The 20,928-nt window shown below is 45.2% G+C and carries 23 protein-coding genes and 1 riboswitch; of the genes, 5 read left to right on the top strand and 18 right to left on the bottom strand.

The features are described 5' to 3' along the window. Positions 1-78 precede the first annotated feature (78 nt). Positions 79-459, top strand: a complete 381-nt coding sequence (locus DXD65_RS17050) for a helix-turn-helix domain-containing protein (RefSeq protein ID WP_005828948.1) — start codon at positions 79-81, stop codon at positions 457-459. Position 460: 1 nt separating this feature from the next. Further along, positions 461-658 (top strand): hypothetical protein, encoded by a 198-nt coding sequence (locus tag DXD65_RS17045; protein WP_005828945.1) that lies wholly within the window; start codon positions 461-463, stop codon positions 656-658. 418 nt (positions 659-1,076) lie between these two features. Here DXD65_RS17045 and DXD65_RS17040 read toward each other — a convergent pair whose 3' ends face one another. Together DXD65_RS17040 and DXD65_RS17035 are read right to left on the bottom strand one after the other, a co-directional pair. After that, positions 1,077-2,036 carry an alpha/beta hydrolase family protein gene (locus DXD65_RS17040; RefSeq protein WP_117866591.1) on the bottom strand — a complete coding sequence of 320 codons (960 nt, stop codon included), beginning with the start codon at positions 2,034-2,036 and terminating at the stop codon, positions 1,077-1,079. A 311-nt stretch (positions 2,037-2,347) separates the two neighbouring features. Further along, positions 2,348-2,581 carry a YecH family metal-binding protein gene (locus DXD65_RS17035; protein ID WP_022402461.1) on the bottom strand — a complete coding sequence of 78 codons (234 nt, stop codon included), beginning with the start codon at positions 2,579-2,581 and terminating at the stop codon, positions 2,348-2,350. A gap of 209 nt (positions 2,582-2,790) precedes the next feature. On the opposite strand from DXD65_RS17035, the gene DXD65_RS17030 reads away from it, so the two are divergent. After that, positions 2,791-3,504 carry a hypothetical protein gene (locus DXD65_RS17030; protein ID WP_005825577.1) on the top strand — a complete coding sequence of 238 codons (714 nt, stop codon included), beginning with the start codon at positions 2,791-2,793 and terminating at the stop codon, positions 3,502-3,504. A gap of 70 nt (positions 3,505-3,574) precedes the next feature. Here DXD65_RS17030 and DXD65_RS17025 read toward each other — a convergent pair whose 3' ends face one another. Genes DXD65_RS17025 through DXD65_RS17015 form a run of 3 tightly spaced genes read right to left on the bottom strand, consistent with a single transcriptional unit; the run spans position 3,575 to position 6,762 of the window. Then, positions 3,575-5,584, bottom strand: a complete 2,010-nt coding sequence (locus tag DXD65_RS17025; protein WP_117887821.1) for an alpha amylase C-terminal domain-containing protein — start codon at positions 5,582-5,584, stop codon at positions 3,575-3,577. A gap of 31 nt (positions 5,585-5,615) precedes the next feature. Continuing rightward, entirely contained in the window at positions 5,616-6,062 is a 447-nt protein-coding gene (locus DXD65_RS17020; protein WP_005825575.1) for a YhcH/YjgK/YiaL family protein, read from the bottom strand. A 34-nt stretch (positions 6,063-6,096) separates the two neighbouring features. Continuing rightward, positions 6,097-6,762, bottom strand: a complete 666-nt coding sequence (locus DXD65_RS17015; RefSeq protein ID WP_005825574.1) for a DUF2461 domain-containing protein — start codon at positions 6,760-6,762, stop codon at positions 6,097-6,099. Between the two features lie 335 nt (positions 6,763-7,097). On the opposite strand from DXD65_RS17015, the gene DXD65_RS17010 reads away from it, so the two are divergent. Next, entirely contained in the window at positions 7,098-7,328 is a 231-nt protein-coding gene (locus DXD65_RS17010) for a DUF6965 family protein (RefSeq protein WP_117887820.1), read from the top strand. Positions 7,329-7,432: 104 nt separating this feature from the next. Here the strand turns inward: DXD65_RS17010 and DXD65_RS17005 are convergent, their stop codons facing one another. The 4 genes from DXD65_RS17005 to DXD65_RS16990 all read right to left on the bottom strand — a co-directional run bounded on the left by DXD65_RS17005 (position 7,433) and on the right by DXD65_RS16990 (position 11,958). Beyond that, positions 7,433-9,130 carry an alpha-amylase family protein gene (locus DXD65_RS17005; RefSeq protein WP_008664621.1) on the bottom strand — a complete coding sequence of 566 codons (1,698 nt, stop codon included), beginning with the start codon at positions 9,128-9,130 and terminating at the stop codon, positions 7,433-7,435. 32 nt (positions 9,131-9,162) lie between these two features. Further along, the gene (locus DXD65_RS17000) at positions 9,163-9,972 is read right to left on the bottom strand and encodes a patatin-like phospholipase family protein (protein WP_005825568.1); all 810 of its coding nucleotides are present in this window, start codon (positions 9,970-9,972) and stop codon (positions 9,163-9,165) included. 285 nt (positions 9,973-10,257) lie between these two features. Next, positions 10,258-10,767, bottom strand: coding sequence for a hypothetical protein (locus DXD65_RS16995; RefSeq protein WP_009038442.1), 510 nt, complete (start codon positions 10,765-10,767; stop codon positions 10,258-10,260). Positions 10,768-10,836: 69 nt separating this feature from the next. Then, on the bottom strand, positions 10,837-11,958 hold the full coding sequence (locus tag DXD65_RS16990) for a DUF362 domain-containing protein (protein ID WP_117887819.1): 1,122 nt from the start codon (positions 11,956-11,958) through the stop codon (positions 10,837-10,839). 169 nt (positions 11,959-12,127) lie between these two features. Here DXD65_RS16990 and DXD65_RS16985 point away from each other — a divergent pair, with 169 nt between their 5' ends. Then, positions 12,128-12,775 carry a DUF4476 domain-containing protein gene (locus tag DXD65_RS16985; RefSeq protein ID WP_005825555.1) on the top strand — a complete coding sequence of 216 codons (648 nt, stop codon included), beginning with the start codon at positions 12,128-12,130 and terminating at the stop codon, positions 12,773-12,775. A gap of 108 nt (positions 12,776-12,883) precedes the next feature. Here the strand turns inward: DXD65_RS16985 and thiD are convergent, their stop codons facing one another. The 9 genes from thiD to fabD form a co-directional block, all read right to left on the bottom strand. Next, the gene (thiD, locus tag DXD65_RS16980) at positions 12,884-13,711 is read right to left on the bottom strand and encodes a bifunctional hydroxymethylpyrimidine kinase/phosphomethylpyrimidine kinase (RefSeq protein WP_022402457.1); all 828 of its coding nucleotides are present in this window, start codon (positions 13,709-13,711) and stop codon (positions 12,884-12,886) included. 21 nt (positions 13,712-13,732) lie between these two features. Then, a complete protein-coding gene (locus DXD65_RS16975; protein WP_016273738.1) occupies positions 13,733-14,335 on the bottom strand; it encodes a thiamine phosphate synthase in 603 nt (200 codons plus the stop codon). 18 nt (positions 14,336-14,353) lie between these two features. After that, complete coding sequence (locus DXD65_RS16970) at positions 14,354-15,049, bottom strand: HesA/MoeB/ThiF family protein (protein ID WP_117887829.1); 696 nt, start codon at positions 15,047-15,049, stop codon at positions 14,354-14,356. A 35-nt stretch (positions 15,050-15,084) separates the two neighbouring features. Continuing rightward, positions 15,085-16,218, bottom strand: coding sequence for a 2-iminoacetate synthase ThiH (thiH, locus tag DXD65_RS16965; protein ID WP_008664609.1), 1,134 nt, complete (start codon positions 16,216-16,218; stop codon positions 15,085-15,087). Positions 16,219-16,238: 20 nt separating this feature from the next. Further along, a complete protein-coding gene (thiC, locus tag DXD65_RS16960) occupies positions 16,239-17,921 on the bottom strand; it encodes a phosphomethylpyrimidine synthase ThiC (protein WP_008664608.1) in 1,683 nt (560 codons plus the stop codon). Positions 17,922-17,934: 13 nt separating this feature from the next. After that, entirely contained in the window at positions 17,935-18,711 is a 777-nt protein-coding gene (locus tag DXD65_RS16955) for a thiazole synthase (RefSeq protein WP_117887828.1), read from the bottom strand. A 23-nt stretch (positions 18,712-18,734) separates the two neighbouring features. Further along, on the bottom strand, positions 18,735-19,385 hold the full coding sequence (locus tag DXD65_RS16950) for a thiamine phosphate synthase (RefSeq protein ID WP_009038436.1): 651 nt from the start codon (positions 19,383-19,385) through the stop codon (positions 18,735-18,737). 5 nt (positions 19,386-19,390) lie between these two features. After that, on the bottom strand, positions 19,391-19,588 hold the full coding sequence (thiS, locus tag DXD65_RS16945) for a sulfur carrier protein ThiS (RefSeq protein ID WP_005837106.1): 198 nt from the start codon (positions 19,586-19,588) through the stop codon (positions 19,391-19,393). 69 nt (positions 19,589-19,657) lie between these two features. Beyond that, positions 19,658-19,748, bottom strand: a riboswitch (TPP riboswitch). Positions 19,749-19,966: 218 nt separating this feature from the next. Then, complete coding sequence (gene fabD, locus DXD65_RS16940; protein WP_005825542.1) at positions 19,967-20,854, bottom strand: ACP S-malonyltransferase; 888 nt, start codon at positions 20,852-20,854, stop codon at positions 19,967-19,969. Positions 20,855-20,928: the final 74 nt, after the last annotated feature.

The raw sequence follows: 20,928 nt of genomic DNA, 5'->3' as shown, positions 1-20,928 counted from the left end.
TAATAGTCTAATATCAAAATATTAATCCTATTATTTTAATCTTATATTATTATTTAAATCTAGTATAAATAGTATAACATGTTTAATCCTGATAAAATAAGAAGATTATTTGAAGATAGAAAGATCAGTCAAGCACAGTTTTTGAAAGACACAAGTATATCTAAATCAAACTTATATGTTTGGCTTAATAACACTTCGATTCCTGGTGCCGACAACCTGGAAATTATAGCAGATTATTTTAATGTACCAATAGATTATTTTTTTGATAGAGATATAAACTCTTCTGGAATTAATATAGGTCATCAAGTTAAGGGCAATGGTAATAAAATCTCTGGAGATATAACTTTAAGCGAGTGTCGCAAAGAGATAGAGCATCTCAACGCTCTATTGGAGGAAAAAGAAAGAGTGATAACTGAGAAAGAAAGAACAATTCAAATATTAATCCAAAAGCAGAAGTAATATGGATAAAAAAGCGTATCTCTATATTGTTGAAGCTGGGCAGTTCAGTTTTGAGGTGGAAATAAAAGAATTATTAGGGAAAGTAGGAGATACTATTTGCATCAGCACAGACGGAATTGACCCTGATGGATTTGACGTTAAAATAACTTGTATTGAGGAAGATTACTATGTGTATTGTTCAATGCCAGGTGTTGATTAAAACCTCCTTTCCTAAAAGTAATTTAGGTAACAAAAGATATATAATTGACTATCAGCCAGTATGAAAAGTAGTGGCAACGGAATCACAAGGAAAAAACCGCAAATGGCTAATAAAAAGCTTTTGCGGTTTTCTTGTTTTAGAATTAGAAAATGTCCGCATTTTGTCAGCATAGGTTGTAATGGGAAACAAATTGGAGTATTTGGTTTACATTGCAGGCAAGATTTATTTGCGATACCTGGAGAAAAAATTATCAATCCAACGGACTAGATATACTATAATAACTCCGGCTATGACCATACTGATAATACGTACCAACATAATTTATAGAATTAAAGATTTGTTTTTATAGAATAATAATGTGCAAAGATAATTGATTGGTGGAGAAACAAAAACTCTGGAAAGGATATAAAGATAGGAATTAACGCATATTTTCACGGATATAATCTTCTATTGTAAAATCACTCTTATATCTAGATATTTCCGGATTCTTCTCTACAGTCGTAATGCAACGTTTTTCTTTACCAAGTACCAACCGATTTAGGAAGCTCAGGATGTCATGACGATTATCCTTCATAGGAGAATAGGATAGGGAATGTCCTATACCTTCCGCTATATAGAAATAGTATGCTGTCTCTTTTTCTTTCAGTTGCATACAGATAAAGTTTGAGCCCCATAGCCCCATTTCCTCTACTACTGCCTTAGTAAAAGGAACCGTGCTGTCGGCATCACCATGGAACAACATAAGAGGACAAGGGGACATTATCCATTTTGGAATACCATTGGCACAGATTGCTCCAGAAAAGGAAATGACCCCTGCATAATTGAAATTGGCAGGTAATCTGTCCGCAAAAGCCGTTTGATTGCAAATCTCATACTCTGCTTGAAGGGCAGTTATCGCACCTGCACTTGAACCGCAAGCTATAATTTGTGCAGGATTTATTTGCCATTCTACACTATGCTCAATTATATAATTTGTAGCATCACCAAAATCTTCTACAGCACAAGTGATTGCTTGTTGCAGGGCAGAAGAGAATCCTTGCAAGTCCGAATACTCCGATTTATCTATATCCTTTAATTGGGTACGGTAATCTGTTGATACTACCACATAGCCGGCTCGTGCCAAAAAATGAAAATAAGAAATGTAATCGGGATTATCTCTTCTCCCGCCTTTGAAACCTCCCCCAAATGCAAAAAGAATGACGGGCTTTGATTGTGTCCCTTGTATTTGATCAATCATTACATACTTGTCCAGTTTCAGAGTATCAGCCTTTTTGATGGCAAAAGTATATGTTTGCTTGTCAATATGCTGTGCATGCACAACAGTAGCTATACTCAATAATGAGCATGCCATCAAGATAAAAATAAAGCGTTTTCCCATATTCAGTTTATTCTATTAATGCTGCGTGGATTATCTGACCTACAAAGATAGAATAAAACTATAACTAAAAAGGGGAAAGATGACATTTAGACATAAAAAAAGGCTATCTATCCCAGACAGCCAATCTTTTTTATTAACCTTAAATCTAATACTATGAAAAACACAGTACAAAGATACGTACTTGCAGGAGATATCCAAATTTTAGCGGGTAATCAGCGGATATTATAACATGGTTTAGTAGAACATTATTTCCGTTAACTATTAACATAAATAATATTCAATTTAACAGAAGAAGGAATTAATATTCCTCATCAGTGATTGCAAACTTTAGTCATGTCCACTGTAAATCCACCATTGGCGGGTATAAATTTTCCTTTTCTTTTAAGAAATTCTATCAGGGTATCTACATCCATATTGTCGGCAGAGCAGGTGAAAAAACGCTGCTGCTCGCCGAATTTTTGGATAATGGCTTCTCTCAATGATAACTCAGTATAACTATTACCTTCCATCATGTGAAGGACTTCATGTGCATGTAATTGTTCCATAATCTTTTTTTGTGGCAAAGATAATATGATATTCTAAGTATAAGTGTAACATATGTGACAAAACCCAACACACATATCCGGATATTTGCTTTTACGTAAAATAACACTTGTTACGACTATGCTAAAAACCTCAAAAAAAGTAAAAAGGTTTTGCTTCTATACCATTGTAAACTAACTTTGGGAATCAACTTTTAAATGAATTAAAGCATATGAAAAAATTAATCTTATCTATTGCACTATGTTGTGCAGCTACGAATTTCTTTGCGCAGAATGCTGACCCTGCCCAGTTGGTCAACGATGGTAAGGCTGCTCTTGAAGCTAAAAATTACCAGGAAGCTTACACAAAATTTAGTACTTATCTGACACAAACAAACAACCAAGATTCCGTAATTGCATATAACTGTGGCGTTTGTGCCGATAAGATAAAGAAACCTGCCGAAGCTTTGAAGTATTTTGATATTGCTGTACAGAAAAAGTATAACCTGGCAAATGCTTATATAGGTAAAGCCGGTGCTTTGAAAGATTTGAAGAAAAATGATGAGTATGTTGCCACTTTAAAGGAAGGGCTGGAAGCAAATCCCGGTAATAAGACATTGACTAAATTGTATGCCACTTATTACGTCAATCAAGGTATCATGGCGCAGAAAGCCAAAAAGATGGATGCAGCCGAAGAAGCATTTAAACAAGCCATAGCTATCCAAGCAGATAATGTAAATGCACTTAACAGTCTGGGTTCTTTGTATTATAGTAAGGGTGCCAATACCATGAAAACAGATGTAGAAAAAGCAAAAGTTGAATTCAAGGAAGCCAAAGAATATTTGGATAAACTTATTCCATTGCTCTCTGCGGACAAACCAGCTCAAAAGAAGATGATGGATAATGCAAAAACGATGTTGAACTTCATCGACAGTCAAGTGAAATAAAAGACTCATATATAAAAAAGAGGCAGATATCTGAATTGATATCTGCCTCTTTTTTTGTGTTATGAAATGACTATTTAGTTCTTCTCAGTACAACAGCTGTACGTGCCGGTATGTAAAGCTTCAGCCACTCCTTCTTGTCTTTTTTATAAAGCGGATCGTGGATGGTAAAATGTTTGATGGTATCATCCGTCAAACCATTACCGCCATAATCTGGATTATCTGTATTCAAAATAACTTCATAAGTTCCGGCAGGAACCAAGAAACCGTAATCAGTAAAAGACTGCTTAGGGTTGAAGTTGAATACAAAAATCAAGTCCTTGCGCATATAGGCCAATACCTGGTCACCGTCATTATGCCATATTTCTTGGACCGGAGTAGCCTGGAAGTTCTTTATGCTTTTTACAACTCCCAACATGGCAGCATCAAAGTCACCCATATAATGATATGCCAGATTCTTGTTGTCCACCAAATCCCATTGACGGCGGGCATATTTACAAGACCAACCGTTACCTTCACGGGGGAAATCAATCCATTCCGGATGTCCGAATTCATTGCCCATAAAGTTAAGATAACCGCCATTGATAGTAGTCGCAGTCAGTAAACGTATCATTTTATGGAGAGAAATGCCTCGATTTACGGTATAGTTCTCGTCTCCTTTCTGCATGTGCCAGTACATATCCGCATCAATCAAGCGGAAAATGATGGTTTTATCGCCCACCAAAGCTTGGTCATGGCTTTCCGCATAGGAGATGGTCTTTTCATCTTTGCGGCGGTTGGTCACTTCCCAGAACATGCTGGATGGCTTCCAGTCTTCATCTATTTTCTCCTTGATTGTCTTAATCCAATAATCGGGAATATTCATGGCCATACGGTAATCAAATCCGTAGCCGCCATCTTCATATTTTGCCGCCAGTCCGGGCATTCCCGATACTTCTTCGGCAATGGTGATGGCTTTGGCATTGACCTGATGGATAAGCCGGTTGGCAAGTGTCAGATAACAAATGGCATTGTCGTCTTGATGTCCGTTGAAGTAATCTCCATAATTACAGAATGCTTCTCCCAAACCATGACTATAATATAACATGGAGGTTACTCCGTCAAAGCGGAAGCCGTCGAAATGATATTCTTCCAGCCAGAATTTACAGTTAGACAGCAGGAAGTGAATAACTTCGTTCTTGCCGTAATCAAAGCAAAGTGAATCCCAAGCTGGATGTTCCCGACGTCCACCGGGATAGAAATATTGATTAGGATCACCGGCAAAGTTACCCAAGCCTTCCACTTCATTCTTCACAGCGTGTGAATGGACAATATCCATGATAACGGCAATCCCCATACTATGGGCTGTATCAATCAACTCCTTCAGTTCTTCCGGAGTACCAAAACGGGAAGAAGCGGCAAAGAAACTGGAAACATGGTATCCGAAGCTACCATAATAGGGATGTTCCTGGATAGCCATAATCTGTATGCAGTTGTAGCCTTCTTGGGCGATACGTGGAAGAATCTTTTCCTGAAATTCCTTATAGCTACCGACCTTTTCCTCCTGCTGAGACATACCGATATGGCATTCATATATCAATAAAGGATCTGTAGATGGCTTGAAAACCCGCTTTTTCATTTTATAGGGTTTCTCCGGAGCCCAAACCTGGGCACTGAATATTTTAGTCTGTTCGTCTTGTACGACACGTGTAGCCCATGCAGGAATGCGTTCACCGCAACCACCGTCCCAATGTACCATCAGCTTGTACAAGTCACCGTGTTTCACGGCATCAGCAGGAAGCTTGATTTCCCAATTACCGTTTGCTTTACGCTTCAAGCTATATTTTTTTTCTTCTTTCCAATCGTTAAAAGTTCCGACCATAAAGATTTGGGTTGCGTTAGGCGCCCATTCACGGAAAACCCAACCATCGTCAGTACGATGCAGGCCGAAATAGAGGTATCCGGATGCAAAATCAGACAAGGTTAGTTTTCCTTTGTTGGTCAATTCCGATTCTTTGTCTATGGCATGTTGATGACGTCCGTTGATGGCATCGGCAAAAGGTTCCAGCCATGGGTCATTCTTGATTAAATTCAATGTTTCCATAAAGAGGATGAGTTTTGGATATTTGATAAATTTACGCTTTAACTTTCACAATTATTTTTTTTACACCGTCAGGGGTAATACCCGGAGCATGCCCGTCCTGAGGGAAAAAGATAGCAAACATTCCGGGCTTCACTGCAATATAGTCCTCCGCCAGTCCTTCAAAAAAAGTGATGTCTTTTTCCGCATTGTAAGGAGCATCAACCGGAAGGCAGTCTTGGGCAGCGGTATAACCCATTATCTCCGTACCGGACAAGGGTATTTGAATGTCAATATAGTCTTTATGGGTTTCCAGTTTGGCATTTTCTTTTTCTTTTGGGTTTGTCTGCGCCACGTTGACCAGCAAGTCCTTTCCTTTCAGTTCGGTCTTGCCGATTTCCAAAGAGTGCAAGTCATGTGATTTTAAAAAATCAATGGCCTGCTCAAACAGAGGATGCAGCAAAGTATATTTTTCTATGTTTTCAAGTCTGTCTATAACCATAATTCAAATGTTTTAAGTTAGTTATATAGGTAAATTATTCAAAGTCGTCTATGGTGTAATTCACAAAATCAGAAAAACGCTTCATCTGCTTGAAGATGTCGTCTGTACGATCCAAAAAGTCTGGAGCAAGAAAGAAGCTGTCCGGCTGGCAGCAGGCAACCGTATACTCTTTACACTGAAGGTATTTCAGATAGGGATAGTCCTTTGGAAATCCTTTTGGAGCTGTTTTTAGAAAATTCTCTCCGATGACGGGAAAGTATTGCTTGAAAGCAGGATCTTCCACTATACTGCGAAATTCATCTATATTGTCGTATACCGCTTGTCGCAGAGCTCTTAACAAGGGCGGGGGAGGACAATAACTTCCACCGGCCAACAAGCAGTTTCCCGGTTCCAGATGCACGTAATAGCCACAATGGTCGGATTTCTTTCCTTTCGCATTGATATATCCTCCCAGATGTGTCTTGTAGGGAGTTTTATCTTCGGAAAAGCGTGTATCACGATAAATACGGTATGTACAGTCCTTTGCTTCTATACCACGGATGCTTTCATCAAATAAAGAGATACGGGAGATAATTACTGTAAGCAAGTTTTCAAACTCGCTGCGGGCGACTTCATACTGTTCCCGGTGAGAATTGAACCATTCACGATTGTTGTTTGCAGACAGTTCTTTCAAAAATTGAAATATAACAGGGATATTCATATCATATTCTTTCCTTATTATCTGCCAAATTTACGGATAATATTTCTAACATGCTACAAAGAAGGGTAAAAAAAAGCATCGGCTCTGGTAAACCGATGCTCCTTACACATTTATCAATCAAACAGACGCTTCTGTTTTTGATGTACTTACTTATCACAAGCGGGTACGTCTCTTTTAATTAATCTTATATCTAATACTATGAAAAACACATTTATATAACACAACAAATTGGAATTTTGTTCATGCGGATGAGGATAACTTTAGCATAAAAAAATGGGTGGGTCATTTTATTCTGCATCCGGTTTGCACTATCTTTGCAAGAAAATATGTAGAATATGGCCGAATATAAATTTGATGAAGATAGCGTTAAAGCGCTGATAGATTGGGCAAAGAGCACATCTTTCCCTCAAAGTGTAACATTGTCTGATGCTGAGAACATAGTGGATGTGAAACGTTTTGTGCAAGCTAACCTGAGTGATGTAGATGCACATTATCCTGATGATTTTTATAATCCTGCCATCACGCGGCTATATCGGCTGAAGGAATATATGGAAGAGAACCAATAAAGACTTGGCACTGATTATGCGGAAAGCCGCGAAGCGATTAAGAAATCCGTGTTGTTCCGTATAATCAGTGCCAAATCTAATAAATCACCAGAGTTGTGCCCCCATTATAGCTTTATCTTAAGTATCTTTCCTCCATATCCTTCGACGGCCACATTAGTAGCCTTATAGGGAAGCAGACTTATGTTTTCTTCTTTTCCGCTGAGCAGCTCCGTAGCTTTGTACTGGTCCATCTGCGGTATTTGCAGGAAGTCAAAAGCATGAGAAGGAATATTTATGGCAAGGTCTGCCGAGATATGGTCGAAGTTCACGACGAACAGCAGCAGGTCTCTCTCAAATTTGCGCAGGAATGTATATTGCTTATGTTCATTAAAGCGCCATCCGTTGACATTGGCATACATCAAATCGAAGAAAGCCCCCTGAGAGATGGCCTTTTCTTCATTGCAAAGAGTCAGTAGCCGTTTATAAATGCTGTATAGGTGTTTCTGGTCCTCCGTCAGCATCTTGCCGTCGAACTTGCCGCCATTGCGCCAACGGCGGATAGTATCTACACTCCAATAGTCAAAGATGGTTGTACGTCCGTCCCGGCCGCTGAAACCTTCACTATCCATGCCCAGCTCACCAAACTCCTGACCGAAATAAATCATCATCGGATTGGTGTTCATGCAAGCTGACACAATGAGTGCCGGAATCGCCTTGCGTGGGTTACTGGCAAAAAAGTCGGAAGCGATACGTTGCTCGTCATGGTTTTCCAGAAAGTTCAGCATGCGTTTTTCTATACCTCCCAGACTTTGCCAAGAGCGGGTGATGGCAGTTGCCGATTCATACCCGCAAGTAACAGCCCGCAAGGTATCATAAAGTCCTACTTTGTCGTATAAATAATCAAACTTGCCACGGAACAAGTAATTCTTGTATTCTCCCGGGTTGTAGACTTCGGCTATAAACAGCAGGGAGGGATATTGTTCCTTGACCTGCGGAATTGCCCATTCCCAGAACTCTACGGGAACCATCTCGGCCATATCGCAACGGAAACCGTCTATGTTCTTTCCCGCCCAGAACAGCATGATATCCAGCATCTTGGTCCATGTGTCGGGAATGGGGTCGAAATGGCAAGTCCCGCCGTTCTGGTAATCCACTCCATAATTCAACTTTATAGTTTCGTACCAATCGGTGATGTTTGGATAAGCATCAAAACGGTTGTTTCCGGTAGCTTTTGCCGGAAACTCCCTATAAGGTTCGGCGGCTGCACCTTTCATGTCAAATTGGCCATGCAGTTCCGATTTCGGGATATAATAGAAGTTATTATATGGGCTGAACGCATAATTGGTATCATCGTTTGACCCCAGTTGTGAAGTGCCATCCGGCTGGGCATCCGAGTGATATTGACGGGCTACGTGGTTGGGAACAAAATCTATGATAACCTTCAGACCGCTACGGTGAGTGCGCTGCACCAGATTCTCAAACTCTTTCATACGCTCCGGTACGTCCTTGGCGAGATCCGGGTCGACATCATAGTAGTCCTTGATGGCATAGGGAGATCCGGCTTTACCTTTCACTATGGCCGGATGGTCGGGTTGGATATTGTGACGGCGGTAGTCAGTTTGCGTAGCATGCTCGATGATGCCCGTGTACCAGATATGTGTAGCGCCAAGCTTCTTGATTTCTCCCAACGCCTTGGCTGTAAAGTCGGCCATCTTGCCGCATCCATTTTCAGTGATGCTGCCATTATTGATGCAGTGGTTATTGTTGTTTCCGAATAGTCGGGTGAACACTTGATAAATAATCAATTTGTTTTCGTCGTTCATTTCTTTGTTTTCTATGTTATAGAATGGTTATTTTATTCTTTCCAAATGCTGCCTTTGTCAATGAGCAGGCGTTCCAATATATCATTGGTCGTATTATATCCCTGCATGAATATCTCCTCCGCCTTTTCCAGCTCTGTATTGCTGTATCCTTCCAAGTTATAAGGTTCTATCAGCAAATCAGCCTTCTCGCGTTCAGGAAAAGAGTTGGAGCGGAACATAAAATTATAGGAACGTAAGGCAATGCTCACAATGTTCATTTTATACTTGGTCGCCATCAGAGGGCTGACATTCACGGCAATCACTTTTTCGCATATACGGCGGAGGGTAGAGACAGGCAGGTTCATCAGCAGGCCTCCGTCCACGTAATGGGTGCCGTCTATATTGACCGGGGCAAACAATACCGGCATGCAACACGAAGCTGCTACGCGTTCGGCGATGTCCCCTTTATGGAAATGTACCAGACGTCCGTGGTCCAGGTCAGTAGCTGTAATAATCAGAGGGATTTGCAGTTCTTCCAGTTTCTTGGATTTCAGATTGCTTTTCAGGAAATCGATGAATTCTCCCAATTCAAACAATCCGACTTTGGGAATCACCAGTTTGGTCAGGTCCTGAAACTTGTGCCCGGCAAAGTAGTCAAGAACTTTATGCGGTTCATTGCCGTCGGCGTAGAATACCCCGGCCAAGGCTCCGGCGCTGACTCCGGAAAGTATATTGGGCTTTATGTCATGTTCCAATAAGGATTGCATGGCACCCAAATGGGCAAAGCCTTTGATGAAACCGCCGCTTAAGGCAAAACCTATTGGATATTTTTTAGTGAACCAGTTGTTCGTTACTACTTCCATGTTGAAAATATGATATATTGTTCGGCACGAAATTAATGATTTTATTGTAGGGAGAAAGGAAAATAGCGGAAAAAAGTTCAAAGTATTAAGAGAAAAGTCTTCTCTATTAAGGAGAAAGTTTTTCTTAGTTAGGGAAAAAGTTTTTATCAGTTAAGAAAAAACTTTGTTTATGGTTTGCGGATGTCTATCCCAAGCCTTGGGATAGACATCCGCAAACTGGGGATATGTATCCGCAGTGTGCGAACAAAGTTTTAGGATTAAGGGATACTGTTTGAGAATATACGTTTATTTCTTTGCGATTGCTTTCAGCAGTGCATATCCTCCAAACCACTGAATCAGCATGCCCGGAATGCCCATACGGAAATCTTGCACTGCCAAAAAGAAATTACCGCACAGTGCCCATTCAAAGGCCGTACCGATAATTTGATAGGAGAGGATTACACCCAGCAATGCCAATAAAGAGATATTCTTGGCATAGCGTGCAGCAAGAGCGGCGGTTCCGGCCAGCAGACCGGACTTTATAAGTATGGCCGGCAACACGGCTGCTGCAGGCATGGCAAAAAGCAGATGATTGATGACCGGAGACAAGAGAGCCGTCAGCAGACCTACCTTGAAACCATATTTATAAGCAGCTATCAGTGTAAAGAAATAGATGGGAAGCAACGTCGGACCGCCTGCTGGGACCAGATGGCAGAGTTGCGGCAAGGCGATGTTTCCTGCCACGAACAGCAGGGCGAATAGATAGGTCTTTACGTTGCCGAAAGGCAAAGAATAAAGTTTTGCAGATGTTTCCATTTGTATAATATTATGCATTAGTTGATAAATCTATTTTTATTATGACTGTTTAAAACTGAAAAGGTTTAATCAAATCTTCACCAATTCATATTCCATGGTTCCCAATCCTATTTTCTCGGCATGGCGCAATCCGGCAAGCCAGTCCGTGTCGGGGTGCATCAAGTGGAACTTGTCGCATCCACACAAGTCGTCGTGCTCGTGTGCCGTGGCAAGGCAATTGTTACCGTGCAGTATCGGGGCTTGGATGACCATATCTGCACATGCCTTGTCCAGTGCAACCGGGTCTGCCGAAGCCAGAATGCCGAGGTCGGGCACGATGGCGGCATCGTTGTGGTTCCAGCAGTCGCATTCGGGAGATACGTTCATGATGAAGCTGATGTGGAAATGGGGCTTGCCCATAACGACAGCGAGGGCATATTCCGCAATCTTGTAGTTCAGGCGCTCGGAAGTATCTTCGGCTCCCATCACGGCACCGTCGTGCTGGCAGAGGGCTACGCACTGTCCGCAACCTACGCATTTGGCGTAGTCTATTTCTGCCTTGCGGCTGGCATTGAGGTGCACAGCGTCGTGTGCGCAATGCTTCACGCAGATGTTGCAGCCGATGCAGCTTGCTTCATCAATCTTGGGTTGCGAGGCGCAATGCAGTTCCAGCTTTCCGCCTACGCTGGCACATCCCATGCCCAGATTCTTCAAGGCGCCGCCAAAACCGGCTTGTTCGTGCCCCTTGAAGTGGTTCATACTGATTACAATATCGGCATCGGCTATCGCTGTGCCGATTTTGGGTGCCGGACAATATTCCCCGTTCAGAGGGATTTCGCGGTAGTCCGTTCCCTTCAGTCCGTCGCCGATAATGACCTGGCACTGGGCCGAGATAGGGTTAAAGCCATTCTCCATCGCACTTTGCAAGTGGTCTACAGCATTGGCACGACGACCGGAATACAGCGTGTTGCAGTCCGTCAAGAAAGGTTTGGCTCCCAGGCTGCGGAGCAGGGTTGCCATTCGAGCTACATAATTGGGACGCAAGTATGCCAGGTTTCCGGGTTCGCCGAAATGGATTTTAATGGCAGCAAAGCTATCTTTCAAAGGAAGTTGCTCGATGCCTGCCCTTTTCAGCAAGCGTTCCATTTTATCCAAAAGATTGGATGTAGGGGAGGTACGCAAATCAGAGTAGTATACTTTTGCTTTTTCCATGTGTTTTTACCTATTTATAGTGATAGTATCTGCAAAAATAACGGATTATTTCCATATTAATAGGTATATGGCTAAAAAAAGTAGGGAAATCCCTTTTGACAAATAGGGGGATAATAAGAGGTCTATCCATGTTTCTGCCTACCTTTGTGGCAACTAAAAACTCGATAAGATGAAAACAATCAGACTAATTATTGCGGGACTGGTAATGACGATGGGATTCAGCAGTTGTTCCAGTTTGTTTTATGATGCTAAGGTAGATGTGTTGAACAGTATCCAGAAGGGGATGAGCAGGCAGGAGGTCACCAAGATATTGGGAACTCCAGAGTATCGCCGCTTCGACCGGGATATAGAAGAATGGGAATATTCCAGAGTGCTGTCCGGTAAAAGTAATATCAGCCGAACTCAGATTGTCGTGACTTTTGAAGGTGGGAGAGTCGTTGCAATGGACTCATTCTCCGGAGAGCCACGTACGTTGCCGGTTGTTCCCAGTGAAGTAGTGATAGATTCTCCAGCTCCGGTTTATGTCAGGGGGATGCACCCCGAAGACTTCCGGCATTTTTATGAAAAAGTGAAGTCCCGCCCTTTCAAGGATGATCAAATCGAAATGATGAGAACTGTTGCCCGAAACAACAGTCTGAACTGTGTGCAATGTGCCAGTTTGATGGCACTATATACTTTTGATGACGACAAGATGAAAGTCCTCAACATATTCGCTCCCAATATCGTAGATCCGGAAAACTACGAAGCGATTTTAGACGTCATTGATTCACTGTTCAAGAAAGACGATGCCAAGAAAATTCTGGGTATACGCTATTAAGAAGCAGGCATGTCGAAACGCATTGTCCGTTGGTGCCAAACACATGATGTATCGGAGGCTGACAGATAATGCGTTTAAGGTAAACAGATAATGCGTTTCGACGAGCTCTTATTCCGATAAAGGAAAGTGCCATAACGGACCGTTCCCGTGCCCTATATCCATGTTTTTCCCCCGGTTTATCGCAGTACCGATATACTCTTTAGCCTTGCAGACCGCTTCATCGAGTTTGCTGCTACCGGCAAGAAATGTAGCTATGGCAGAGGAAAGGGTACACCCCGTGCCGTGCAGGTTACGGCTCTCTATTTTGGGATTGGAATAGAGGATGCATCCGGATGGCAGGACGTCAGCCCCGGCAGAAGGTTGCCGGCAATAAAGCACGTCGCACATGTCATTGCCCTCCAGATGTCCGCCTTTGACGAGAACAGCGGTATTGTATCTGCAGGATAATTCCTGTGCCGCTTGCTGCATCTCCACAGTGCCGGCAATGGTTCGCCCCCAAAGCAGGCTTGCTTCATTCAGGTTGGGAGTAATGAGGGTGCATAGCGGAAACAGTTCCGTCTTAATGACTTGTATGGTTTCTTCGGTCATCAGCCGCCGTCCGCTGGTCGATATCATGACGGGGTCATAGACTATACACTCCGGAGTATATGTCTGAAGACAATCGACAATGGTGGTCACAATACCGGCATCATATACCATACCTATCTTGACGGCATCCGGCCTTAAATCATCCATAACAGAGGTGATTTGTGCCTTAACCATATCCACAGGTATCGGATAAACCGATTGTACTCCCAGTGTGTTTTGTGCAGTAACAGCCGTGATGACGGAAGCGGCATAACCTCCCAAAGCGGAAATGGTCTTTATGTCTGCTTGTATGCCTGCACCGCCCGAACAGTCGGAACCGGCAATGGAAAGGATAATAGGGGGAAGCATGAAATAATTAAAAATTAGAAATTAAAAATTAAAGGGGTGAGAGGAAAGCTGTTTCAGGTGGAGGAAGTGGGGGATGAAAGCTTCCTTCGCTTGCTGCCAGACATCTCCCAGCAGTACGGCACCTCCGAAACCTAAAGCGGCTATTTCCGGAAGATGTTCCAAGGTGATGCCACCCAATGCCATCACCTTTGAGTCGATAATACCAGCTTGCTGCGCCTTCTGCAAGGTATCGCAGGAGTAAGCGGAAGAATAGCCTTCTTTGGATATACTGTCATAAATGGGGCTGAGGAACACATAGTTACAATCTGATTTATGTTTCAACACTTCTTCAAGAGAGTGACAAGAGCGACTGACATGTCCCTTATATCCGGACGGTATCTGCGGATTGCGCCCGTTCAGATGAATTCCTTTCAGACCGAAAACGGATGCCAGCTGGAATTGCTCATGCGTGACAATGCGTGGCATATATTCCATCGGTAGCTGTTGAAGAAAATTCCCCATCTCCTCTGCCGAAGCTCCCGGCTTGCGCAGGTGGAGTATTTCCAAACCGTTTTGGAATAAGGAGGTAACTGCCTCTGCTTCTCCTTCAAAGAATTGCGGCGTGGTAATGACTATCAGTTTCATATCTTTATGGATGTTTGCCTATAATGAGAGAATATACGACTGCATGGTCCTTAAATCAATCGTCCATAGCTTTCCAGCCAAGGGTTCACCGTAGCCGCAAATCAGTTTCAACACTTCATTGGCTTCTACGCTACCCACAATGGCAGGGGTTACGCCGATAACCGATTTGTCCGGAGATGGCATGAGCAGTGTCCCTTCTTCATCCGGATAGAGGTCACGATAGTTTTTTGCACTCTCACCGTAGCAGAAGACGGACACTTGGCCTTCAAAGCCTTGAATGGCACCATAAACGTAGGGCTTGCCCCAAGCGTTGCATACGTCATTCAGCAAGTAGCGGGTAGCGAAGTTGTCGCACCCGTCTACCACTATATCGTAGTTCCTTATCAGTTCTCCGGCATTCTTCTTGTCCAGACGGAAGGGGTATACTTCCACGTTTACATCGCTGTTCAAACCCTGCACTCTGCGGGCGCCGCATAGAGGTTTAGACTCGCCAACGTCAGCTTCAGCATACAGAACCTGACGTTGAAGGTTGCTGATGCTGACCTGGTCATCGTCCACCAATCCCAGCGTTCCGACTCCTGCTCCCGCCAGATAGAGGGCAATGGGAGAACCTAATCCTCCCACACCGACTATCAACACCTTGGCATTACGCAGTTTCTCTTGTCCGGCTTCGCCTATTTCGGGAAGGGACGTTTGTCTGGCATATCGGTTCATTTGTTCATTGTTATTAAGGTTCTGTATTCGGCCACTCATCTCTTGAAAGCCTTCAAATCAAAACTCGCATCCCAATCTTTCCACACTGGTTCGCGCCCCAGGCGTTTCAATGCTTTGTCCACTTCCACAGCCTTGCGCTCGTCGCTGACATGAAACTGTTCCAGTGTTTGCGGATAGCTGTAATATCCTCCCGGTTCGGTCTTGCTTTCGGCGCTCATGGTTGTCACACCGAGTGTTGCCATATGGTCGCGTATATCGGCAGGCTCGCGGGTGGAGTAGGAGATGTCTACATCATGGTCGAAGATGCGCATGGCGAAAGTGACTTGTGCCAGTTCGCGGTCGCTCATGATGACATTGGGCTGGAAGCCGCCGTTCTCCGAAGGACGCATACGGGGGAAGTTGACGCTGTATTTCGTTTGCCAATAATGTTTCTGGAGATAGCGCAGGTGATAAGCCATCATGGTGATGTCTGTCCGCCATTCTTTCTCCAGACCGATGAGCACTCCCATGCCGATGGAATGGACGCCTGCCTGCCCCATGCGGTCGAAACCATTGACACGCCATTCGAATTTGGACTTCATGCCACGGGGGTGGTAGATGTTGTAATTCGACTTGTGGTAGGTTTCTTGAAAACAAATCACGCCATTCATGCCGTGTTCTTTCAGCGTTGCATACTCTTCCGTTTTTAAGGGCATCACTTCTATTTTCAGATTGCTGAAGTAGGGTTTTGCCAGGTCCAGTGCACGGGCTATGTAGGGCACGCCTGCTTTGGCCGGATTTTCTCCCGTCACCAACAGCAAATTCTCGAAAGGTGCCAGCTTCTTGATGGCCTTGTATTCGTTCACGATTTCTTCTTCCGTCAGTATGGTACGCGGCATGGGGTTGCTGATATGGAAACCGCAATACACGCAAGAGTTGGTGCAGGAATTCGTGATGTAAAGAGGCACGAACATGGAGATGGTTTTCCCGAATCGTGCCTCGGTGTATTTCTTGCTCAATCGTGCCATCGTCTCCAGATAGGGGGCAGCGGCGGGTGAGATGAGGGCCATGAAGTCCTCTACATTACAATGTTCTTTGGAGAGGGCACGGCGTACATCCGCATCTGTCTTGGCATGGATGCGTGCCGTGGTTTCCTCCCAGGATATATGTTCTAATTCGTCTGAAAACATAGTGCTCTATCAATTCCCATTTATTTCTTTTTTAATTCTCTCGACAACCGCATCGCACAGAAGTTCGGTCCGCACATCGTGCAATACTCCCCATCCACATGCTTCCCTGCATGAAAATAGCTGAACGCACGTTCCGGGTCGAGCGACAAGTCAAACTGGTCTTTCCAGCGGAATTCATAACGTGCTTTGCTCAGTGCATTGTCACGCACTTGTGCTCCGGGATGCCCTTTTGCCAGATCGGCGGCATGGGCGGCTATCTTATAGGTGATGACACCTACACGCACATCCTCCTTATCGGGCAGCGCCAGATGCTCTTTGGGAGTGACATAGCAGAGCATCGCCGTACCCAGCCAGCCTATCTGCGCCGCACCGATGGCGGACGTGATATGGTCGTATCCCGGTGCGATGTCCGTCACGATGGGGCCGAGCGTATAGAAAGGCGCATCGTGGCATTTTTCTATCTGGCGCTCCATATTCTCCTTAATCTTGTGCATGGGCACGTGGCCGGGACCTTCGATGAAAGCCTGCACATTCTTGTCCCAGGCACGCAGCACAAGCTCGCCCATCGTGTCGAGTTCTGCAAACTGCGCTTCATCGTTGGCATCGTGCGTAGACCCCGGACGCAGCCCGTCTCCCAAAGAGATGGCAACGTCATACTGTGCCAGAATGTCGCAAATGTCATCAAAGTGTTCGTAAAGGAAACTCTCGCGGTCGTGCACCAGGCACCATTTGCTCATGATGCTGCCGCCACGGCTCACGATGCCGCACAACCTTTTCTCGGCCAGATGCACATTGTGGCGGCGTATGCCGGCATGGATGGTGAAGTAGTCCACTCCCTGCTCGCATTGTTCAATCAAGGTGTCGCGGTAGATTTCCCAGGTGAGGTCTTCCACCTTGCCGTTCACTTTCTCCAATGCCTGGTAGATGGGGACAGTGCCCACGGGAACGGGACAGTTGCGGATAATCCATTCGCGCGTTTCGTGTATGTTCTCGCCCGTGGAGAGGTCCATCAGTGTGTCGCCGCCCCATTTGCAGCTCCACAATGCTTTCTCTACCTCTTCTTCGATGCCCGAGGTGGTGGCGGAGTTTCCGATATTGGTATTTATCTTCACCAGGAAGTTACGGCCTATAATCATCGGCTCTGCTTCGGGATGGTTGATGTTGGCAGGAAGCAGGGCGCGTCCGGCAGCAATCTCCTGGCGTACAAATTCCGGTGTGATGTGCGTCTCTATTCCCAGCTCCGCGCAGTTCATGTTCTCGCGAATCGCCACATACTCCATTTCAGGCGTGATGATGCCTTGTTTGGCATAGTACATCTGTGTGCAGCATTTTCCTTGAAGGGCGCGGTAGGGCAGGGTGATATGCTCAAAGCGCAGAGAGTCGAGCGACCGGTCGTCGCGGCGCATGCGCCCGTACTCCGACGTTATTTCGGAAAGCTGCTCCACATCGCCGCGTTTCAGTATCCACGGCTCGCGCAGACGGGGCAGCCCTTTCTTCAAATCCACTTCGACGGCAGGGTCGCTGAACGGTCCGCTGGTATCATACACATACACTTCCGGATTCGGAGTAAGTACCTTTTCTCCATCAACGAAGTTCGTACTGGGCACTTGCTCCACCTTGCGCATAGCTACGCGCAATTCGGGAAACAAGGTGCCCGGCAAATATACTTTCTCGGAACGGGGGAATTTTATCTTCTGGTTCATTGCATTGTCAGTTTTATAGGTTCAAAAAAGCCGTCAGCGGTGAGCTGGCTTCCGCAACAAAATTATCTGCCTGTATGCCCAGACCTGCTTCGTATGCCATGCGTCCCGCCTCTACAGCCTGCTTGAACGCTACCGCCATGGTCACGGGGTCGCCCGCCACTGCAATGGCTGTATTCACCAGGCAAGCCGAAGCGCCCATTTCCATAGCCTCTGCCGCATGGCTCGGGGCACCGATACCGGCATCCACCACTACGGGGATATTGGCTTGTTCAATGATTATTCTCAGGAAATCCCTTGTCTGTAGTCCTTTGTTTGTACCGATAGGAGCACCCAGCGGCATGACGGTGGCGGCACCGGCTTCTTCCAGCCTCTTGCACAGTGTGGGGTCGGCCTGGCAATAGGGCAGTACCACAAATCCTAACTTGACCAGTTCTTCCGTGGCTTTCAGCGTCTCTACAGAATCGGGCAACAGATAGCGGGGGTCGGGGTGTATCTCCAGTTTCAGCCAGTTCGTGCCGAAAGCTTCACGCGCCATCTGTGCAGCAAAAACAGCTTCTTCGGCATTGCGCACGCCGGAGGTGTTGGGCAGAAGCTGGATGCCGGGATGCTGTATGTGTACCAGCATATTGTCTTCCTTGTTGTCCAGTTCAATGCGTTTCATGGCTACCGTCACCATTTCTGTGCCGGATGCCAGGATAGACTGCTCCATCACTTCATCGGAATTGAACTTTCCGGTTCCTAAAAACAGACGGGAGTTGAACTCACGTCCCGCAATCACTAATTTTTCCATATCAGTCGTCATATATTAATTCTTTATTTTTCATTCTCCATTAAAGAAATGATTCTTTTCATTTCATCTGCCGGACTATCGGCATGCAGTACCGTGCCCGAAAGGGCAATCCCGCTTACCCCCGTCTGCATAACGGCTGGAATATCCGCTATGGTTATTCCACCGATGGCTACTATCGGAAGGTGTATATCCTTCTCCTGCATCCGGTGGATGATAGCTGTATATCCTTCCAGTCCCAATATCGGACTCAGATTCTTCTTGGTAGTGGTGTAGCGGAAGGGGCCGCAGCCTATGTAGTCGGCACCGGCTTTGTAGTGTTGCAGTACATCCTCAAAAGTATTGGCGGTACCGCCTATAATGTACTCCGCGCCCAGAATCCGGCGTGCGTCGGCTATGGGCATGTCTTTCTTTCCAAGATGTACGCCGTCGGCATGCAGTTTTCGCGCCAGTTCCACATGGTCGTCAATGATGAAGGTGGCACCGTATTGCCGGCAAAGGGCCTGCACTTCCAAAGCTACGGGTTCTATCGTTTCCACCGGGGTGTCTTTCATGCGCAGTTGCACCCAGCGGCAACCGCCCTCAAGAGCCATGCGTGCAGCATCCAGATACGAATATCGTTCCGTATAGTGCGTGATGAACTGCATTCCTCCGTTTTTCAGTCTCTCATCCTTCATCTTCCTCACCCTCCGCAAGCTGCTTTGATAATGATGATGGGCATGTATTCCCTCAGGATGCATTTTGTCCATTCCGTGCGAAGTACAATACGGTTGTCTACGGCCACGGCAATGCCTTGCATCGGTAGGGCAAGTTCCTCGATAAGTTGTGAAAGGGTAGTGGCGCCGGTTTTCACTTCCTTGTTGTTGACCAATACTTTCATTTTTCTGTTCATTAAGAAATAAAACAATGGAAGTAAATACAAAGAAGCGTCTTTACGGCAAGTTCAGTGAAGAAAGAAATATCCAATTCCTACGGCAGTACTAACTGCATCAGGTTCGAGGGTATAATCTCAGCCCGTCGGGGCACCCCTTTGTCTTTACGGCAACAAAGGTAAGGGAAAATCGGAAATAAAAAACAAAAGAACGTACTTTTTATTTCAGTGATTACTTTTTGTTTACTCGCGCCCCTTTGTGGCACGTATCTTTTTCAGCGTATTCCGAATGGTGGTTCTGACTCCCGTTGAATAAAATAGCCTACTAAAACAAGAAAGGCTGTCTATTTGAAGAAAGACAGCCTTGAAAATATTGTATTTAAAGAATTATGCAATCCCGTGAGCCGTAGCTTCCGGTGCAATCTTTTTGATAAGACCTTGCAGCACTGCACCAGGACCGCACTCTGTGAAGTCCGTAGCACCATCGGCAACCATGTTCTTCACTGTTTGCGTCCAACGTACCGATGCTGTCAGCTGAGCCACCAGGTTCTTCTTGATTTCTACCGGGTCAGTATGAGGCATAGCGTCTACATTCTGATATACGGGGCACTTCGGAGCATGGATTTCTGTTGCATTGATGGCTGCTTCCAGTTCAACTTTGGCAGGGTTCATCAGCGGAGAGTGGAACGCACCGCCTACCTTCAACGGCAGAGCACGCTTTGCACCTGCAGCCTTCATCAGTTCGCAAGCCTTGTTGATACCTTCTATGGAACCGGAAATTACAATCTGTCCTGGGCAGTTATAGTTGGCTGCCACGCAAACTTCACCTTCAGCACTTACTTGAGCGCAGATTTCCTCAACCTTTTCATCCGGCAGGGCAATAATGGCTGCCATAGTGGAGGGCTGTGCCTCGCAAGCCTTTTGCATAGCCATGGCACGGGCATACACCAGTTTCAGACCATCTTCAAAGCTCAGTGCACCGGCAGCAACCAAGGCAGAGAACTCGCCCAATGAGTGACCGGCGGTCATCTCCGGCTTAAAGTCATCGCCCATGCAGAGGGCGGAAATAACGGAATGAAGGAACACGGCAGGTTGGGTAACTTTAGTCTGGCGCAGGTCTTCATCTGTTCCGTTGAACATAATATCAGTAATACGATACCCGAGGATATCATTTGCTTTCTCAAAAAGTTCCTTGGCTAATGCCGAATTTTCGTACAGGTCCTTTCCCATGCCAACGAATTGGGCACCTTGACCCGGAAATACAAATGCTTTCATATTTACTCGTTTTTTAGTGTTTAAATAAAAAGTGCTGCAAAGGTAGAGGTTTTTCTGATATTCACCGCACAAAC

Origin of the sequence: Bacteroides sp. 4_1_36 (assembly GCF_003466325.1) — a bacterium.
Taxonomy (GTDB): Bacteria; Bacteroidota; Bacteroidia; order Bacteroidales; family Bacteroidaceae; genus Bacteroides; species Bacteroides uniformis.
Note: the sequence above shows the minus strand (reverse complement) of the source record. Positions and strands in the feature narration are given on the sequence as shown.

Excerpts from the sequence above, each read along its gene's own strand:
- DXD65_RS16990 (WP_117887819.1), bottom strand. The coding sequence starts at position 11,958 with ATGGAAAAAGCAAAAGTATACTACTCTGATTTGCGTACCTCCCCTACA.
- DXD65_RS17050 (WP_005828948.1), top strand. The coding sequence starts at position 79 with ATGTTTAATCCTGATAAAATAAGAAGATTATTTGAAGATAGAAAGATC.
- DXD65_RS17015 (WP_005825574.1), bottom strand. The coding sequence starts at position 6,762 with ATGAATATCCCTGTTATATTTCAATTTTTGAAAGAACTGTCTGCAAAC.
- DXD65_RS17020 (WP_005825575.1), bottom strand. The coding sequence starts at position 6,062 with ATGGTTATAGACAGACTTGAAAACATAGAAAAATATACTTTGCTGCAT.
- DXD65_RS16970 (WP_117887829.1), bottom strand. The coding sequence starts at position 15,049 with ATGAACCGATATGCCAGACAAACGTCCCTTCCCGAAATAGGCGAAGCC.
- DXD65_RS16955 (WP_117887828.1), bottom strand. The coding sequence starts at position 18,711 with ATGGAAAAATTAGTGATTGCGGGACGTGAGTTCAACTCCCGTCTGTTT.
- DXD65_RS17045 (WP_005828945.1), top strand. The coding sequence starts at position 461 with ATGGATAAAAAAGCGTATCTCTATATTGTTGAAGCTGGGCAGTTCAGT.
- DXD65_RS17005 (WP_008664621.1), bottom strand. The coding sequence starts at position 9,130 with ATGAACGACGAAAACAAATTGATTATTTATCAAGTGTTCACCCGACTA.
- fabD (WP_005825542.1), bottom strand. The coding sequence starts at position 20,854 with ATGAAAGCATTTGTATTTCCGGGTCAAGGTGCCCAATTCGTTGGCATG.
- thiC (WP_008664608.1), bottom strand. The coding sequence starts at position 17,921 with ATGAACCAGAAGATAAAATTCCCCCGTTCCGAGAAAGTATATTTGCCG.
- DXD65_RS17000 (WP_005825568.1), bottom strand. The coding sequence starts at position 9,972 with ATGGAAGTAGTAACGAACAACTGGTTCACTAAAAAATATCCAATAGGT.
- thiS (WP_005837106.1), bottom strand. The coding sequence starts at position 19,588 with ATGAAAGTATTGGTCAACAACAAGGAAGTGAAAACCGGCGCCACTACC.
- DXD65_RS17030 (WP_005825577.1), top strand. The coding sequence starts at position 2,791 with ATGAAAAAATTAATCTTATCTATTGCACTATGTTGTGCAGCTACGAAT.
- DXD65_RS16975 (WP_016273738.1), bottom strand. The coding sequence starts at position 14,335 with ATGAAACTGATAGTCATTACCACGCCGCAATTCTTTGAAGGAGAAGCA.
- DXD65_RS16950 (WP_009038436.1), bottom strand. The coding sequence starts at position 19,385 with ATGAAGGATGAGAGACTGAAAAACGGAGGAATGCAGTTCATCACGCAC.
- DXD65_RS16995 (WP_009038442.1), bottom strand. The coding sequence starts at position 10,767 with ATGGAAACATCTGCAAAACTTTATTCTTTGCCTTTCGGCAACGTAAAG.
- DXD65_RS17025 (WP_117887821.1), bottom strand. The coding sequence starts at position 5,584 with ATGGAAACATTGAATTTAATCAAGAATGACCCATGGCTGGAACCTTTT.
- thiH (WP_008664609.1), bottom strand. The coding sequence starts at position 16,218 with ATGTTTTCAGACGAATTAGAACATATATCCTGGGAGGAAACCACGGCA.
- DXD65_RS16985 (WP_005825555.1), top strand. The coding sequence starts at position 12,128 with ATGAAAACAATCAGACTAATTATTGCGGGACTGGTAATGACGATGGGA.
- DXD65_RS17035 (WP_022402461.1), bottom strand. The coding sequence starts at position 2,581 with ATGGAACAATTACATGCACATGAAGTCCTTCACATGATGGAAGGTAAT.
- DXD65_RS17010 (WP_117887820.1), top strand. The coding sequence starts at position 7,098 with ATGGCCGAATATAAATTTGATGAAGATAGCGTTAAAGCGCTGATAGAT.
- DXD65_RS17040 (WP_117866591.1), bottom strand. The coding sequence starts at position 2,036 with ATGGGAAAACGCTTTATTTTTATCTTGATGGCATGCTCATTATTGAGT.
- thiD (WP_022402457.1), bottom strand. The coding sequence starts at position 13,711 with ATGCTTCCCCCTATTATCCTTTCCATTGCCGGTTCCGACTGTTCGGGC.